The 15,661-nt window shown below is 57.8% G+C and carries 15 protein-coding genes; 12 read left to right on the top strand and 3 right to left on the bottom strand.

Going from position 1 to position 15,661, the window contains the following annotated elements; translation table 11 throughout:
• Positions 1 to 7 precede the first annotated feature (7 nt).
• Positions 8 to 832, bottom strand: coding sequence for a MurR/RpiR family transcriptional regulator (locus tag L370_RS19690; protein ID WP_023333239.1), 825 nt, complete (start codon positions 830 to 832; stop codon positions 8 to 10).
• Positions 833 to 997: 165 nt separating this feature from the next.
• On the opposite strand from L370_RS19690, the gene L370_RS19695 reads away from it, so the two are divergent.
• Genes L370_RS19695 through queE form a run of 3 tightly spaced genes read left to right on the top strand, consistent with a single transcriptional unit; the run spans position 998 to position 3,990 of the window.
• Complete coding sequence (locus tag L370_RS19695) at positions 998 to 2,557, top strand: PTS transporter subunit EIIC (RefSeq protein WP_023333238.1); 1,560 nt, start codon at positions 998 to 1,000, stop codon at positions 2,555 to 2,557.
• Positions 2,557 to 3,264 (top strand): N-acetylmannosamine-6-phosphate 2-epimerase, encoded by a 708-nt coding sequence (locus L370_RS19700; protein ID WP_023333237.1) that lies wholly within the window; start codon positions 2,557 to 2,559, stop codon positions 3,262 to 3,264. Before L370_RS19695 ends, L370_RS19700 begins: the two co-directional genes overlap by 1 nt.
• Positions 3,265 to 3,318: 54 nt before the next feature.
• Positions 3,319 to 3,990 (top strand): 7-carboxy-7-deazaguanine synthase QueE, encoded by a 672-nt coding sequence (queE, locus tag L370_RS19705; RefSeq protein ID WP_023333236.1) that lies wholly within the window; start codon positions 3,319 to 3,321, stop codon positions 3,988 to 3,990.
• Between the two features lie 88 nt (positions 3,991 to 4,078).
• On the opposite strand, the gene queD is transcribed toward queE, so the two are convergent.
• Complete coding sequence (gene queD / locus L370_RS19710; RefSeq protein WP_010434567.1) at positions 4,079 to 4,441, bottom strand: 6-carboxytetrahydropterin synthase QueD; 363 nt, start codon at positions 4,439 to 4,441, stop codon at positions 4,079 to 4,081.
• 306 nt (positions 4,442 to 4,747) lie between these two features.
• Here queD and cysJ point away from each other — a divergent pair, with 306 nt between their 5' ends.
• The 3 genes from cysJ to cysH all read left to right on the top strand — a co-directional run bounded on the left by cysJ (position 4,748) and on the right by cysH (position 9,099).
• Complete coding sequence (gene cysJ, locus L370_RS19715) at positions 4,748 to 6,553, top strand: NADPH-dependent assimilatory sulfite reductase flavoprotein subunit (RefSeq protein ID WP_023333235.1); 1,806 nt, start codon at positions 4,748 to 4,750, stop codon at positions 6,551 to 6,553.
• A complete protein-coding gene (cysI, locus tag L370_RS19720) occupies positions 6,553 to 8,265 on the top strand; it encodes an assimilatory sulfite reductase (NADPH) hemoprotein subunit (protein ID WP_023333234.1) in 1,713 nt (570 codons plus the stop codon). Before cysJ ends, cysI begins: the two co-directional genes overlap by 1 nt.
• Before the next feature lie 99 nt (positions 8,266 to 8,364).
• The gene (gene cysH, locus L370_RS19725) at positions 8,365 to 9,099 is read left to right on the top strand and encodes a phosphoadenosine phosphosulfate reductase (protein WP_023333233.1); all 735 of its coding nucleotides are present in this window, start codon (positions 8,365 to 8,367) and stop codon (positions 9,097 to 9,099) included.
• Positions 9,100 to 9,196: 97 nt separating this feature from the next.
• On the opposite strand, the gene L370_RS19730 is transcribed toward cysH, so the two are convergent.
• The gene (locus L370_RS19730) at positions 9,197 to 10,240 is read right to left on the bottom strand and encodes an aminopeptidase (protein WP_023333232.1); all 1,044 of its coding nucleotides are present in this window, start codon (positions 10,238 to 10,240) and stop codon (positions 9,197 to 9,199) included.
• Positions 10,241 to 10,477: 237 nt separating this feature from the next.
• Between L370_RS19730 and cysG the strand changes: the two genes are divergently transcribed.
• The 6 genes from cysG (at position 10,478) to ftsB (ending at position 15,656) form a co-directional block, all read left to right on the top strand.
• Positions 10,478 to 11,836, top strand: coding sequence for a siroheme synthase CysG (gene cysG, locus L370_RS19735; RefSeq protein WP_023333231.1), 1,359 nt, complete (start codon positions 10,478 to 10,480; stop codon positions 11,834 to 11,836).
• Positions 11,837 to 11,845: 9 nt separating this feature from the next.
• Positions 11,846 to 12,754: a sulfate adenylyltransferase subunit CysD gene (cysD, locus tag L370_RS19740; protein WP_006811770.1), complete on the top strand. Its 909-nt coding sequence runs from the start codon at positions 11,846 to 11,848 to the stop codon at positions 12,752 to 12,754.
• A 9-nt stretch (positions 12,755 to 12,763) separates the two neighbouring features.
• A complete protein-coding gene (gene cysN, locus L370_RS19745; protein WP_023333230.1) occupies positions 12,764 to 14,188 on the top strand; it encodes a sulfate adenylyltransferase subunit CysN in 1,425 nt (474 codons plus the stop codon).
• Positions 14,188 to 14,793 carry an adenylyl-sulfate kinase gene (cysC, locus tag L370_RS19750; RefSeq protein ID WP_023333229.1) on the top strand — a complete coding sequence of 202 codons (606 nt, stop codon included), beginning with the start codon at positions 14,188 to 14,190 and terminating at the stop codon, positions 14,791 to 14,793. The genes cysN and cysC overlap by 1 nt, the downstream gene beginning before the upstream one ends.
• Positions 14,794 to 14,851: 58 nt before the next feature.
• Positions 14,852 to 15,178: a DUF3561 family protein gene (locus L370_RS19755; RefSeq protein ID WP_023333228.1), complete on the top strand. Its 327-nt coding sequence runs from the start codon at positions 14,852 to 14,854 to the stop codon at positions 15,176 to 15,178.
• A gap of 166 nt (positions 15,179 to 15,344) precedes the next feature.
• A complete protein-coding gene (gene ftsB, locus L370_RS19760) occupies positions 15,345 to 15,656 on the top strand; it encodes a cell division protein FtsB (RefSeq protein ID WP_008499609.1) in 312 nt (103 codons plus the stop codon).
• Positions 15,657 to 15,661 lie beyond the last annotated feature (5 nt).

Raw genomic sequence — 15,661 nt, 5'->3', positions numbered from 1 at the left:
ATGTTTTTCAGAGCAAAAGGGGAAGCGTGGCGCTGGCCGTTTGCTGGCTAACGTCACCGTAACGGCCGTCCAGCGCAATCATGGACGTGGTCAGCAGCTCGACCAGCAGCATCACCCCAACCTTAGCATTGAGCGCGCCTGCGCTAAGGGGTCCCTCTGGTTTGGCGGCCACCAGCTGCATGTCGCTCAGGGACGCCAGCGGGCTGCGGGGCGTATTGCTGAGTGCCAGCACCTTAACGCCGCGCTTGCGGGCAAGCTTCACCACGTGGAGTAAATCCCGCGTTGAACCCGAGCTGGAGATGGCCACAACCAGCGTCTCTTTCGAAAGCGTTGTCGCATTCATGGCCGCGCGGTGCATATCGCTAAACAGCTGTGCGGGTTTGCCCAGCCGCAGCAGCTTGTAATGCAGGTACTCCCCGAGGATCGCGCTGGCCGCGACGCCATAAATCTGTACGGATTGCGCCTGGTGCAACGCCAGCGCCGCTTTTTCAAGCAGCGCGCGGTCGAGGAGTCGGGCGGTATCCTGCAAAGCCTGCACCGACTCATTCACGACGTTATCAATCTCATCCCCCGCCTGACGCGCGGGCTGGCCCTGCTGAATATCCAGCGCAAGCGCCATTTTAAATTCGTTATAGCCCTTGCAGCCCAGCGTCCGGCAAAGACGCGTGACGCTGGCCTCGCTGGTGTAGCTCTCGCGCGCCAGTTCAGTAATCGTCAGGTAGAGCACCCGGCCAGGATCGCTGAGGACAAACTCGCCGAGTTTTTGTTGCGTTGGGCTGTACCCGGAAGCCTCCTGGCGGAGCTTCAGCAGCAGATTTTCATGGTCCGACATGCCACGTCCTTAATGTGTTTCGCTGCGACTAGTGTGGCGGAAAGGAGGGGAAAGATGCCAGTCATTTTGAAAAAGTATGATCGGCCTCCTGGTTTTTGATGATAATTTTCACTTAATAATTGTTATGTGGTAAAAATTTTCATCACTTAATGGGGAGATGAAAAAATGATGCAAATGTTCAGTGGCGCTTCTTCGGGGGGATGGTTTGAAAAAGCGCAGCGCTTTGGTAAATCCTTTATGTTGCCCATTGCCGTGTTGCCCGCGGCGGGTCTGCTGCTGGGGATAGGCGGCGCGTTATCGAATCCCAATACGCTGACGGCTTATCCGTTTTTAGATGTGGGCTGGCTGCAGGCCATTTTCACCATCATGAGCAGCGCCGGTTCAATTGTGTTTGCGAACCTCTCGGTGCTGTTTGCGGTTGGGGTGGCCGTCGGGTTGGCAAAAAGCGATAAGGGCACGGCCGGGCTGGCGGCGCTGCTCGCGTTTCTGGTGATGAATGCCACCATCAACGCGCTGCTGATCCTCACCGGCAAACTGGCGCACGAGAACCCGGGCGCTGTCGGGCAGGGCATGACGCTGGGGATTCAGACGCTGGAAACCGGGGTGTTTGGCGGCGTGGTGATTGGGCTGGTGACCTGCACGCTCCATCATCGGTTTAATAAAATTGCGCTTCCGCAGTTCCTCGGGTTCTTTGGCGGCTCGCGCTTTGTCCCCATTATCAGCTCGCTGGCGGCGATACTCGTCGGCGCGCTCATGACCGTGATCTGGCCGCATTTCCAGAAGCTGATTTTTGGTCTCGGCGGGCTGGTGGATGCCACCGGTTATCTGGGCACCCTGCTGTACGGCTTCATCTTACGCATGCTGGGCCCGTTTGGTTTGCACCACATCTTCTACCTGCCGTTCTGGACCACCGCGCTCGGCGGCAGTGAGATTGTTAACGGTCACCTCGTTGAGGGCACACAGCGGATCTTCTTCGCCCAGTTGGCCGACCCGAACACGCAGCATTTCTATGAGGGCACGTCGCGCTTCATGTCCGGGCGCTTTATTACGATGATGTTTGGCCTGCTCGGCGCGTGTCTGGCGATGTACCACACGGCAAAACCGGAGAATAAAAAGCGCGTTGCCGGGCTGCTGCTCTCTGCGGCGTTAACCTCGTTCCTGACCGGGATTACAGAGCCCATCGAGTTCTCCTTCCTGTTTATTGCGCCGGTGCTTTACGTCATTCATGCGCTGTTTGACGGGCTGGCGTTCATGCTCGCACACATGCTGCATATCACTATCGGGCAAACCTTCTCCGGCGGTTTTATCGACTTCGTGCTGTTCGGCATTTTGCAGGGGGAGGCCAAAACCCACTGGATGTTCGTTCCGCTGGTCGGCGTGCCGTGGTTCTTCCTTTACTACTTCACCTTCCGCTACCTGATTAACCGCTTTGATTTTGCCACGCCGGGTCGGGAAAAGGAGGCGATGGTCAATGAAGTGGCCTTCTCACAGAGCGAGCGCGCCGTTGCGGTGATCGCCGGATTAGGCGGAAAAGAGAATCTGGAAGAGGTGGACTGCTGCGCCACGCGTCTTCGCGTCACGGTGAAGGACGGCAGCAAAGTGAATGACGCGGCGCTGAAAGCCACCGGCGCGCGCGGCGTTATCGTGCGCGGTAACGGTGTTCAGGTCATTTATGGCCCGCACGTCACGATTATCAAAAACGAAGTGGAAGAGATCTTATCGTAATGAAAACTGTACTGGATAACCTGAAGGGAAAACTGGTCGTCTCCTGTCAGGCGCTGGAAAACGAACCGTTACATAGCCCGTTTATTATGTCGAGAATGGCGCTGGCGGCGGCACAGGGCGGGGCTACCGCCATTCGTGCCAACAGCGTGGTGGATATCGAGGCCATTAAGCAGCAGGTCTCTTTGCCGGTCATCGGCATCATCAAACGGGATTACCCGGAAAGCGAGGTGTTTATCACCGCCACGATGAAAGAGGTAGATGAGCTCATGGCCGTCTCGCCGGAAATCATTGCGCTTGATGCGACGGCGCGGGAGCGTCCCGGCGGAGAATCTCTGGAAACGCTGGTCACGCGCATCCGATCGCGCTATCCCTCGGTCCTGCTGATGGCGGATATCTCCACCGTGGATGAAGCCGTGACGGCGCAGGCGCTTGGCTTTGACTGTGTCGGCACGACGCTTTACGGCTATACGGCGGAAACGGCGGGCCATTCGCTTCCGGAGAATGACTGCGCGTTCCTGAAGGCCGTGCTGGCTGCCGTGAGGATTCCCGTGGTTGCCGAAGGCAACGTGGATACGCCTGAACGCGCGGCCAGATGCCTGGCGCTGGGTGCGCATACGGTCGTTGTCGGCGGCGCGATCACCCGTCCACAGCAAATTACCGAGCGTTTTATGGCGGCGATTGGCGCGCAAAGCACCGATGGAGCATGACCATCCGGCGGGGATCTGCGATACTTATCGTTTATCCCCTTTACTGAGATGACTATGCAGTACCCGATTAACGAGATGTTCCAGACCCTGCAAGGCGAGGGTTACTTTACCGGCGTTCCCGCTATTTTCATTCGTTTACAGGGATGCCCGGTTGGCTGTGCCTGGTGTGATACCAAACATACGTGGGATAAGCTCGCAGATCGGGAAGTGTCGCTGTTTAGCATTCTGGCGAAAACCAAAGAGAGCGATAAGTGGGGCGCGGGCAGTTCTGAAGATCTGCTGGCCATTATTGGTCGTCAGGGCTGGACGGCGCGCCACGTGGTGATCACCGGCGGTGAACCCTGCATCCACGATCTGACGCCGCTGACCGAGCTGCTCGAAAAGAACGGCTACAGCTGCCAGATTGAAACCAGCGGCACCCATGAAGTGCGCTGCTCACACACCACCTGGGTGACGGTATCGCCAAAAGTGAATATGCGCGGCGGATATGACGTGCTGTCTCAGGCGCTGGAACGCGCGGATGAGATCAAGCACCCGGTAGGGCGCGTGCGTGATATCGAAGCGCTGGATGAACTGCTGGCCACGCTGACGGATGAAAAGCAGCGCGTCATTGCGCTACAGCCGATCAGCCAGAAAGACGACGCCACGCGCCTGTGCATTGAAACCTGTATTGCGCGCAACTGGCGCCTGTCGATGCAGACGCACAAGTACCTGAATATTGCCTAAAAATAAGCCCGGTGGCGCTAGCGCTTACCGGGCCTACGGTTCGAGGCTTTTGAAGGCCGGGTAAGGCGAAGCCGCCACCCGGCAAGCATCACTCTCCGCGATACACGCAGCCTGCCGTGCAGGTCTCTTTGATCATCACCGCGCTCAGCAGCGGCACCAGCGGCTTCATCTGATCCCAAATCCATTTCGCCAGCACTTCGCTGGTCGGGTTTTCAAGGCCCGGGATATCATTCAGGTAGTAGTGATCCAGACGATCGTAGGTCGGCTTAAACGCCGCCTTCAGCTCGGCAAAATCCATGATCCAACCGGTATGCGGATCAACTTCACCGGTGATCTCAAGACGCACCATGAACGAATGCCCGTGCAGACGGCCGCATTTATGCCCTTCAGGGACATGCGGAAGGTGGTGGGCGGCTTCGAAGGTGAAATCTTTAAACAGTGTGGTGGACATGATCGCTCTCAGTAATGCGGAAAAAACCGCCGCATAGTACCGGAAAGCACAATTTTTAGCATTAACTAAAACGGCTCTGAAGCCTGGCGTCTCGTTAACAGGCGTTTTTTGGGGTTTTTATCTATAATTTTCAGGTGGTTAATTAATCGGTTTTATCGCTAAGTATGACAACTAAAACAGGTTAGTCCATTTGGTTATTTATTATTTCCATCCCTTCTTTAATTGTTATTATCCTCGCCGTTAACCTTATCTTCAGTTTGGATTTATTCGCTTAAAGTCCGCTTGGCTACTGGAACATAACGACGCATGACAACACAGGCCCCACCTTCAAATTTGCTTCCCCTGAACCCGGAGCAACTGGCGCGCCTTCAGGCTGCCACCTCTGATTTTTCTCCCACTCAGCTTGCCTGGGTCTCCGGTTATTTCTGGGGAATGCTCAATCAGCAGCCTGGCGCTGTGGCGGGGGCACCGGCAACGGCCGTTGAAATCCCGGCCATTACCCTGATTTCCGCCTCGCAGACGGGCAATGCCCGCCGCGTGGCTGAGGCGCTGCGTGACGACCTGCTGGCCGCCAAACTGAACGTGAACCTGGTCAACGCCGGGGATTATAAATTTAAGCAAATCGCGTCAGAAAAACTGCTGGTGGTTGTCGCCTCTACCCAGGGTGAAGGTGAACCTGCTGAAGAAGCGGTGGCGCTGCATAAGTTCCTGTTCTCGAAAAAAGCGCCGAAGCTGGATGGCACGGCGTTTGCGGTCTTTGGCCTGGGCGATACCTCCTACGAATTTTTCTGCCAGTCCGGTAAAGACTTCGACGGCAGGCTGGCGGAGCTGGGCGCGGAGCGCCTGCTGGACCGCGTTGACGCGGATGTTGAATACCAGACCGCCGCCGCCGAATGGCGTGCCCGCATCGTTGAAGTGCTGAAAGCGCGCGTGCCGAAAGAGACGTCGGCGCAGGCCGCTTTCACCGCAACGGGTGCCGTTAACGACATCCACACCAGTCCGTACACCAAAGAGGCGCCGCTCACGGCGAGCCTGTCGGTGAACCAGAAAATTACCGGACGCGACTCTGAAAAAGATGTGCGCCATATCGAAATCGATCTCGGTGATTCTGGCCTGCGCTATCAGCCGGGCGATGCGCTCGGTATCTGGTATCAGAACGATCCAGCGCTGGTGAAAGAGCTGGTTGAGCTGCTGTGGCTGAAGGGTGACGAGCCTGTCACCGTTGACGGCAAAACCCAGCCGCTTTCTGAGGCGCTCCAGTGGCATTTCGAACTGACGGTGAATACCCCGAATATCGTCGAAAATTATGCCACCTTAACGCGCAGCGAATCCCTGCTGCCGCTGGTGGGCGACAAAGCGAAACTGCAGCATTATGCCGCGACGACGCCAATCGTCGATATGGTGCGTTTCTCTCCGGCTCAGCTGGATGCCGATGCGCTGATTGGCCTGCTGCGTCCGCTGACGCCGCGCCTGTACTCCATCGCCTCTTCGCAGGCTGAAGTGGAGAGCGAAGTGCATGTTACCGTCGGGGTGGTGCGCTACGACATCGAAGGCCGCGCCCGCGCGGGTGGGGCATCTGGTTTCCTGGCCGATCGCGTGGAAGAAGAGGGCGAAGTGCGCGTCTTTATCGAGCACAACGACAACTTCCGCCTGCCGACGAACCCGGAAACCCCGGTCATCATGATTGGCCCGGGCACCGGCATTGCGCCGTTCCGCGCCTTTATGCAGCAGCGCGCGGCAGATGAAGCGCCGGGTAAAAACTGGCTGTTCTTCGGCAACCCGCACTTTACCGAAGATTTCCTGTATCAGGTTGAGTGGCAGCGCTATGTGAAAGAAGGCGTACTGACCCGCATCGATCTGGCCTGGTCCCGCGACCAGAAAGAAAAAGTCTACGTACAAGACAAACTGCGCGAACAGGGCGCAGAGCTGTGGCGCTGGATCAATGACGGTGCCCACATTTATGTCTGCGGCGACGCCAATCGCATGGCGAAAGACGTTGAGCAGGCACTGCTGGAAGTGATTGCCGAATTCGGCGGTATGGATGCCGAAACGGCGGATGAATTTTTAAGTGAGCTGCGCGTTGAGCGCCGTTATCAGCGAGATGTCTACTAATGAGCGAAAAACATCCAGGGCCACTGGTGGTCGAAGGTAAACTGACAGACGCCGAGCGCATGAAGCTGGAAAGCAACTATCTGCGCGGCACCATTGCTGAAGATCTGAATGACGGTCTCACCGGCGGTTTCAAAGGCGACAACTTCCTGCTGATCCGCTTCCACGGTATGTACCAGCAGGACGATCGCGACATCCGCGCCGAGCGTGCAGAACAGAAGCTGGAGCCGCGTCATGCGATGCTGCTGCGCTGCCGTCTGCCGGGCGGGGTGATCACCACCAAACAGTGGCAGGCGATCGACAAGTTTGCCGGTGAAAACACCATTTATGGCAGCATCCGTCTGACCAACCGCCAGACCTTCCAGTTCCACGGTATTCTGAAGAAGAACGTGAAGCCGGTGCATCAGATGCTGCACTCGGTCGGGCTGGACGCGCTGGCGACCGCCAACGACATGAACCGTAACGTGCTTTGCACCTCGAACCCGTATGAGTCCGAGCTGCACGCTGAAGCCTATGAGTGGGCGAAGAAGATCTCTGAGCACCTGCTGCCGCGCACGCGCGCCTATGCGGAGATCTGGCTCGATCAGGAAAAAGTCGCGACCACGGATGAAGAACCGATCCTCGGCCAGACCTATCTGCCGCGCAAGTTTAAAACCACGGTCGTGATCCCGCCGCAGAACGATATCGACCTGCACGCCAACGACATGAACTTCGTGGCGATTGCCGAAAACGGCAAGCTGGTCGGCTTTAACCTGCTGGTGGGCGGCGGCCTGTCCATTGAGCACGGTAACAAGAAAACCTACGCCCGCACCGCGAGCGAGTTCGGCTTCCTGCCGCTGGAGCACACGCTGGCCGTGGCGGAAGCGGTAGTGACCACCCAGCGCGACTGGGGCAACCGTACCGACCGTAAAAACGCGAAAACCAAATACACCCTGGAGCGCGTGGGCGTGGAGACGTTCAAAGAGGAAGTGGAGCGTCGTGCGGGCATCAAGTTTGAGCCGATCCGCCCTTACGAATTCACCGGTCGCGGCGATCGCATTGGCTGGGTGAAGGGTATCGATAATAAATGGCACCTGACGCTGTTTATTGAAAACGGCCGTATTCTGGATTATCCGGGCCGTCCGCTGAAAACCGGTCTGCTGGAAATTGCTAAGATCCATAAAGGCGAGTTCCGCATTACCGCTAACCAGAATCTCATTATTGCCGGCGTGCCGGAGAGCCAGAAGGCGAAGATCGAGAAGCTGGCGCGCGATCATGGGTTGATGAATGCGGTGAAGCCGCAGCGTGAAAACTCGATGGCCTGCGTGTCGTTCCCGACCTGCCCGCTGGCGATGGCCGAAGCGGAACGTTTCCTGCCGTCATTCACTGACAAGGTAGAAGCGATTCTGGAAAAACACGGTATTCCGGACGAGCATATTGTTATGCGCGTCACCGGCTGCCCGAACGGCTGCGGTCGCGCGATGCTGGCCGAGCTGGGTCTGGTGGGGAAAGCGCCGGGTCGTTACAACGTGCACCTTGGCGGCAACCGTATGGGGACCCGCATTCCGCGTATGTACCGTGAAAATATTACGGAACCGGAAATTCTTGATTCCATCGACGAGCTTGTCGGGCGCTGGGCGAAAGAGCGCGAAGCGGGTGAAGGCTTCGGCGACTTTACGGTGCGTGCGGGCATCATTCGCCCGGTGCTCGATCCCGCAAGGGATTTCTGGGAGTAACCCATCCTTTGCCCGGTGGCGCTTCGCTTACCGGGCCTACGGGTTTTGTAGGCCGGGCAAACGCAGTGCCGCCCGGCGAAACAGGCAAACGAGGTTCTTATGTCCGTACTCGATCTAAACGCGCTTAACGCATTGCCAAAAGTCGAACGCATTCTGGCACTCGCAGAAACTAACGCCCAACTGGAAAAGCTGGACGCCGAAGGGCGCGTGGCGTGGGCGCTGGAAAACCTGCCGGGAGACTATGTGCTGTCGTCGAGCTTTGGTATTCAGGCGGCGGTCAGCCTGCATCTGGTGAATCAGATCCGTCCGGACATTCCGGTGATCCTCACCGATACCGGCTACCTGTTCCCGGAGACCTACCAGTTTATTGACGAGCTGACGGACAAGCTCAAGCTGAACCTCAAGGTTTACCGCGCGACGGAAAGCGCGGCCTGGCAGGAGGCGCGCTACGGCAAGCTGTGGGAACAGGGCGTTGAGGGCATTGAGAAATACAATGAGATCAACAAAGTTGAGCCAATGAACAGGGCGCTGAAAGAGCTTAATGCGCAGACGTGGTTTGCGGGGCTACGCCGCGAGCAGTCCGGCAGCCGTGCAACCTTGCCGGTGCTGGCGGTCCAGCGCGGGGTGTTTAAAGTGCTGCCGATTATCGACTGGGATAACCGGACGGTGTATCAGTATCTGCAAAAGCACGGGCTGAAATACCATCCGCTGTGGGACCAGGGCTATCTGTCGGTGGGCGACACCCACACCACGCGCAAATGGGAACCGGGAATGGCGGAAGAAGAGACGCGATTCTTTGGGCTGAAGCGCGAGTGCGGGCTGCACGAAGGATAATGTCATTTCGCCCGGTGGCGCTGCGCTTACCGGGCCTACAAAGGCTCGATCGATACGTAGGCCCGGTAAGGCGTAGCCGCCACCGGGCTTAACAACCTCAGGCTTTCCCCGCTTTCGCCAGCTCCTTCACCAGCGGCAGCATCACCTTCACCACATCACGACTGCGGTGCTCAATCCGCTGCGGCAGCGCGCTATCAATATGCTGCTGATTATCCAGCATTACGTTGTGCCAGCTCGTCCCGTCCGGGAAAGCTTTCGATTTGGCCCGCTGCTGATAGCCATCTTTCTTGCCCAGTGCCCAGTTTGTCGCTTCCACGTACAGCACCGGAATGCCCGCCTTATCGAACACTTCCCCGTCGTTGCAGCAGCCCGTTCCTCGCGGGTAATCCGGGTTACCGCCGGGGTTGCTGGTGGCATACACCCCATGGCTGCGGGCAATCGCCAGCGCCCGGTCGCGCGTCAGTTTCCGCACGGTACCCGGCGTACTCTGCCCGCTGTTGAAATAAAGCTTATCGCCGACGATCAGATTATCAAGGTTGATCACCAGCAGCGTATTTTTCTTCTCCTCAGCGCTCATGCGTTTAAGGAGATTCTCAGCGCCGAGTTTGCCCTCTTCCTCACCGCTGGTGGCCACGAAACGAATACCATACTGGGTTGGAATATCTTTCATCCGCTCGGCCAGTTCGAGCATCACGCCCAGTCCCGCTGCGTTGTCGTCCATACCCTGCAGCGTCAGCCCGCCGAGGTTGTTATCCGTGTCGGCATCACTCATCGGGGCGTAGGTATCGAGGTGCGCCATAATAATAATCTGTTCAGCCGCGCTACCTTCATGCGCCGCGATAACCGTACTGCCGGTCACGTTATGCCAGTTTTTCGTTTTATTTCGTGAGGTATAGACGTAGCGGCTGTGAAATGACCGAATATCGCTCTGGTAGCCCATGTCGGCAAACTGCTGGCGAAGATAGTCCGCGGAGAGCATTTCCGCAGGCGAACCGGTCATACGGCCAGGGAAGACGGTGGCAATATGCCGCGCCTGCATAGTGGCGATTTCACCATAAGGTTGGTTTTTTGCCTGGGCAGGAAGAACAAAGCAAACGCCGAGCGCCAGGGCAGCAATACGGTGGCGCGTTGCGGAAAACATAGTGAGTCCTTAAAAACTGAGCAAAATAATAACCCGCTTAGTATGAAACTGTGATCGTCCATACACAATTTGAATTGCTCTTAAATGCCCGAAATTTCGCGTGTTAAGCACTTTTTGGTATTAGCTTTTTCATGGCGTTATTCCATTGAGTAACTACTCATTCCAATTCGTAATTTCATTCGGTCTAAGCCGCCCCCTATAGTCCCTTTATTCCTCGTTGTTAGTGAGTTGTTGCTTGTGGACTATCTGCCCTTATTTGCCGCGATAAAAGAGAAGCCGGTGCTGGTTGTAGGCACGGGTGAAATTGCCGATCGCAAAATCGCGTTTCTGAAGCGCGCAGGGGCGCAGGTGCGGGTAGTGGCAGAAGCGGATTTTGACGAATCACACATCGACAGCGTCGTGCTGGTGATTGCGGCGACCAAAGATCGCGACCTGAACCGGCGGATTTCCGACGCCGCTCAGGCCCGTTACCGCCTGGTGAATGTGGTGGACGACCAGCCATTATGCTCGTTTATCTTCCCGTCGATCGTTGACCGCTCGCCGCTGCTGGTGGCGATCTCCTCCGGCGGTACCGCGCCGGTGCTGGCGCGCGTGCTGCGTGAAAAAATCGAAGCGCTGCTGCCGACCAGCCTCGGACGCATGGCGGAAAAAGCCAGCTTCTGGCGTAACCACCTGAAAACGCGGCTGACCAGCGTGACGGAACGCCGTCGCTTCTGGGAACGCGTGTTTCGCGGCCGCTTTGCCAGCCTGATGCATGCCGGTAATGAGACGGCGGCGCAGAAAATCCTCGAGGATGAACTGGATAACCCGGGCAGCACGGGCGGGGAGATCATTCTGGTGGGGGCAGGGCCGGGCGATGCCGGGCTTCTGACGCTACGCGGCCTGCAGGTGCTGCAGGACGCGGACGTGGTGTTTTACGACCATCTGGTCACCGACGGCGTGCGTGAGCTGATCCGTCGCGACGCGGAGCAAATCTGCGTCGGCAAACGGGCTGGCGAGCATTCGGTGCCCCAGCACGATACCAACCAGATGCTGGTTGACGCCGCCAAAGCGGGTAAAACCGTGGTGCGCCTGAAGGGGGGAGACCCGTTTATCTTTGGTCGCGGCGGTGAAGAGCTGCAGGCGGCGGCCGAAGCGGGCGTACCGTTCCAGGTGGTGCCCGGCATCACGGCGGCCTCTGCGGTAACGGCATACGCCGGTATCCCGCTCACCCACCGCGATTACGCCCAGAGCGTGACCTTCGTGACCGGCCACTACAAGGCCGACAGCACGCCGTTCGACTGGTCGCATCTCGCCCAGAGCCGCCAGACGCTGGCGATTTACATGGGCACGATGAAGGCGGCGGACATCAGCGAACAGCTTATTCAGCACGGTCGCGAGGCGACGACGCCCGTTGCCGTCATTTCTCGCGGCACGCGCGTCGATCAGCACGTTGCGACGGGCACGCTGGAACACCTTGCAACCCTGGCGAAAGACGCCCCGATGCCCGCCCTGATCGTGGTGGGAGAAGTGGTGCAGCTGCACAGCACGCTCGCCTGGTTCCAACACACAACCGATACAGAAGGCTTTGGTTCTTCTGTCGTAAATTTGGCTTAAGGAACGGTTATGGACCAAAAACGTCTTACACACCTGCGGCAGCTCGAAGCGGAGAGTATCCATATCATCCGCGAAGTGGCCGCCGAGTTTTCTAACCCGGTGATGATGTACTCCATCGGTAAAGATTCCAGCGTCATGCTGCATCTGGCGCGTAAAGCGTTTTATCCGGGCACGCTGCCGTTCCCGCTGCTGCACGTGGATACCGGCTGGAAATTCCGTGAAATGTACGAGTTCCGCGACCGTACCGCGAAAGCCTACGGCTGCGAGCTGCTGGTGCACAAAAACCCGGAAGGGGTGGCGATGGGCATTAACCCGTTCGTGCACGGTAGCGCCAAGCACACCGATATCATGAAAACCGAAGGGCTGAAGCAGGCGCTGAATAAATACGGTTTTGACGCGGCCTTCGGCGGCGCGCGCCGTGACGAAGAGAAATCCCGCGCCAAAGAGCGTATCTACTCCTTCCGCGACCGCTTCCACCGCTGGGACCCCAAAAACCAGCGCCCGGAGCTGTGGCACAACTACAACGGTCAGATTAATAAAGGCGAAAGCATTCGCGTCTTCCCGCTCTCCAACTGGACCGAGCTGGATATCTGGCAGTACATCTATCTCGAAAACATCGAAATCGTTCCGCTGTATCTGGCCGCCGAGCGCCCGGTGCTGGAGCGCGACGGCATGCTGATGATGATCGACGACGATCGCATCGACCTGCAGCCGGGCGAAGTGATCAAAAAACAGATGGTGCGTTTCCGTACCCTCGGCTGCTGGCCGCTGACCGGCGCGGTGGAATCCAGCGCGCAGACGCTGCCGGAGATCATCGAAGAGATGCTGGTGTCCACCACCAGCGAGCGACAGGGGCGCGTGATTGACCGCGACCAGGCAGGCTCCATGGAGCTGAAGAAACGTCAGGGTTATTTCTAAGGAGCCGCCATGAATACCACTATTGCTCAACAAATTGCCAACGAAGGCGGCGTGGAAGCGTATCTGCACGCGCAACAACATAAAAGCCTGCTGCGTTTTCTGACTTGCGGCAGCGTGGATGACGGGAAAAGTACCCTGATTGGCCGCCTGCTGCACGATACGCGCCAGATTTATGAAGATCAGCTCTCTTCCCTGCATAACGACAGTAAACGTCACGGCACCCAGGGCGAAAAACTCGACCTGGCCCTGCTGGTGGACGGCCTGCAGGCGGAGCGCGAGCAGGGCATCACCATCGACGTGGCCTACCGCTACTTCTCTACCGAGAAGCGCAAATTTATTATTGCCGACACCCCGGGGCACGAGCAGTACACCCGTAACATGGCGACCGGCGCCTCCACCTGTGACCTGGCGATCCTGCTGATGGACGCGCGTAAAGGCGTGCTGGATCAGACCCGTCGCCACAGCTTTATCTCGACGCTGCTGGGGATCAAACACCTGGTGGTGGCGGTTAACAAGATGGATCTGGTGAGCTTCAGCGAAGAGACGTTCGAGGAGATCCGCCAGAGCTACCTGACCTTTGCCGAACAGCTGCCCGGCAACCTGGATATTCGCTTTGTACCGCTCTCGGCGCTGGAAGGGGATAACGTCGCCTCCCAGAGCGCGAACATGCCGTGGTACAGCGGCCCGACGCTGCTGGAGGTGCTGGAAACGGTTGAAATCCAGCGCGTGGTCGACACCCAGCCGATGCGCTTCCCGGTGCAGTACGTGAACCGTCCAAACCTCGATTTCCGCGGCTTCTCTGGCACCCTCGCTTCAGGCTCCGTCAAGGTCGGACAGCGCGTCAAGGTGCTGCCATCCGGCGTGGAATCGACTATCGCCCGTATCGTCACCTTCGACGGTGACCTGCAGGACGCGGGCGCCGGTGAAGCGGTAACGCTGGTGCTGAAAGACGAAATTGATATCAGCCGGGGCGATCTGCTGGTCGACGCGCAGGAAACGCTGGCGGCAGTGCAGGGCGCGTCCGTGGACGTGGTATGGATGGCGGAACAGCCCCTGACCGCTGGCCAGAGCTATGACATCAAAATTGCCGGTAAGAAAACCCGCGCCCGCGTGGACGGTATTCAGTACCAGGTGGATATCAACAACCTCACCCAGCGTGACGTCACCGAGCTGCCGCTGAACGGCATTGGTCTGGTCGATCTGACCTTCGACGAACCGCTGGTGCTGGATCCGTATCAGCAAAACCCGGTCACGGGAGGGCTGATTTTTATCGACAGGCTGACCAACGTGACCGTCGGAGCCGGTATGGTACGCGAACCGATTAAACAGGCTGCCGCGACGTCTGAATTCAGCGCCTTCGAGCTGGAACTGAACGCGCTGGTGCGTAAACACTTCCCGCACTGGGGCGCACGCGATCTGCTGGGAGGCAAGTAATGGCTGCCCATGATGAGAACGTCGTCTGGCATCCTCATCCGGTCACCGTCGCCCAGCGCGAACGGCTCCACGGTCACCGTGGGGTTGTGCTGTGGTTTACCGGGCTGTCCGGCTCGGGGAAATCAACGGTGGCGGGCGCGCTGGAAGAGGCGCTGTATCAGCAGGGCGTAAGCACATACCTGCTGGATGGCGACAACGTGCGTCACGGCCTGTGCAGCGATTTAGGGTTTAGCGACGATGACCGCAAAGAGAACATCCGCCGGGTGGGCGAGGTCGCCAGCCTGATGGCTGACGCCGGGCTGGTGGTGCTGACCGCGTTTATCTCTCCGCACCGCGCCGAGCGCCAGATGGTGCGCGAACGCGTGGGTCAGGATCGCTTTATCGAGGTGTTTGTCGATACGCCGCTGGAGATTTGCGAAGCGCGCGACCCGAAAGGGCTGTACAAGAAAGCCCGGGCCGGAGAACTGCGCAACTTCACCGGAATTGACGCGGTATACGAAGCGCCTGAATCGCCTGAGATTCACCTGGAAGGTCAACAATTGGTAACAAATTTAGTAAGCCAATTATTAGACCTGCTCAGACGGGACGATATTATCAGATCCTGAGACGGTATCGTTCGGGAGCTGTCTTCCCGAACGATGAGTCACGGTCACAGGATTAGCTATGCGCAACAGTGAACATTACATCACCACCACCGGGTCGGAGCCGCTCGCGACCGACGACGAAACGACCTGGTCATTTCCTGGGGCCATCATTGGCTTCGTCTCATGGCTGCTGGCGCTTGGCATTCCGTTTCTCCTCTACGGCGGCAACACGCTGTTCTTCTTTCTCTACACCTGGCCTTTCTTCCTGGCGTTGATGCCCGTTGCGGTTGTCGTCGGCATTGCGCTGCACTCGCTGCTCAATGGTAAGCTCCTCTACAGCACCGTGGTCACGATTGTGACGGTGGTTCTGATGTTTGGTCTGTTATTTTTGTGGCTCATGGGCTAACTTCAGCCATAATTCAAACCGTAACCAACTGTGTAACGATATTGTGCAGGACGATTCTGCGGAAAAAATGTGGTACATTTGCCCGCGATGTTGCGGCATCTCTGTTACCCCGGCGTAGTGCTCTGGGGAAGTCTTGGGATGATGATGCCGTTTTTCAGGGGGCAGGATGGGTAAACTAACGCTGCTGTTGCTGGCTTTGCTAATCTGGCTGCAATATTCGCTGTGGTTCGGTAAGAACGGACTGCACGACTATAGCCGGGTGAGCGATGACGTCGCGGCTCAGCAGGCAACAAACGCCAAACTTAAGGCGCGAAACGATCAACTCTTTGCTGAAATTGATGACCTCAATGGCGGGCAAGAGGCGATTGAGGAACGCGCACGCAATGAACTCAGTATGACAAAGCCGGGCGAAACCTTTTATCGTCTGGTTCCGGATGCGTCTAAACGCAATCAGGGCTCAGCACAAAACAATCGATAATCAGG

Origin of the sequence: Enterobacter sp. MGH 24 (assembly GCF_000493015.1) — a bacterium.
Taxonomy (GTDB): domain Bacteria; phylum Pseudomonadota; class Gammaproteobacteria; order Enterobacterales; family Enterobacteriaceae; genus Enterobacter.
The sequence above is the reverse complement of the archived record's forward strand: the minus strand, read 5'-3'. Positions and strand labels throughout refer to the sequence as shown.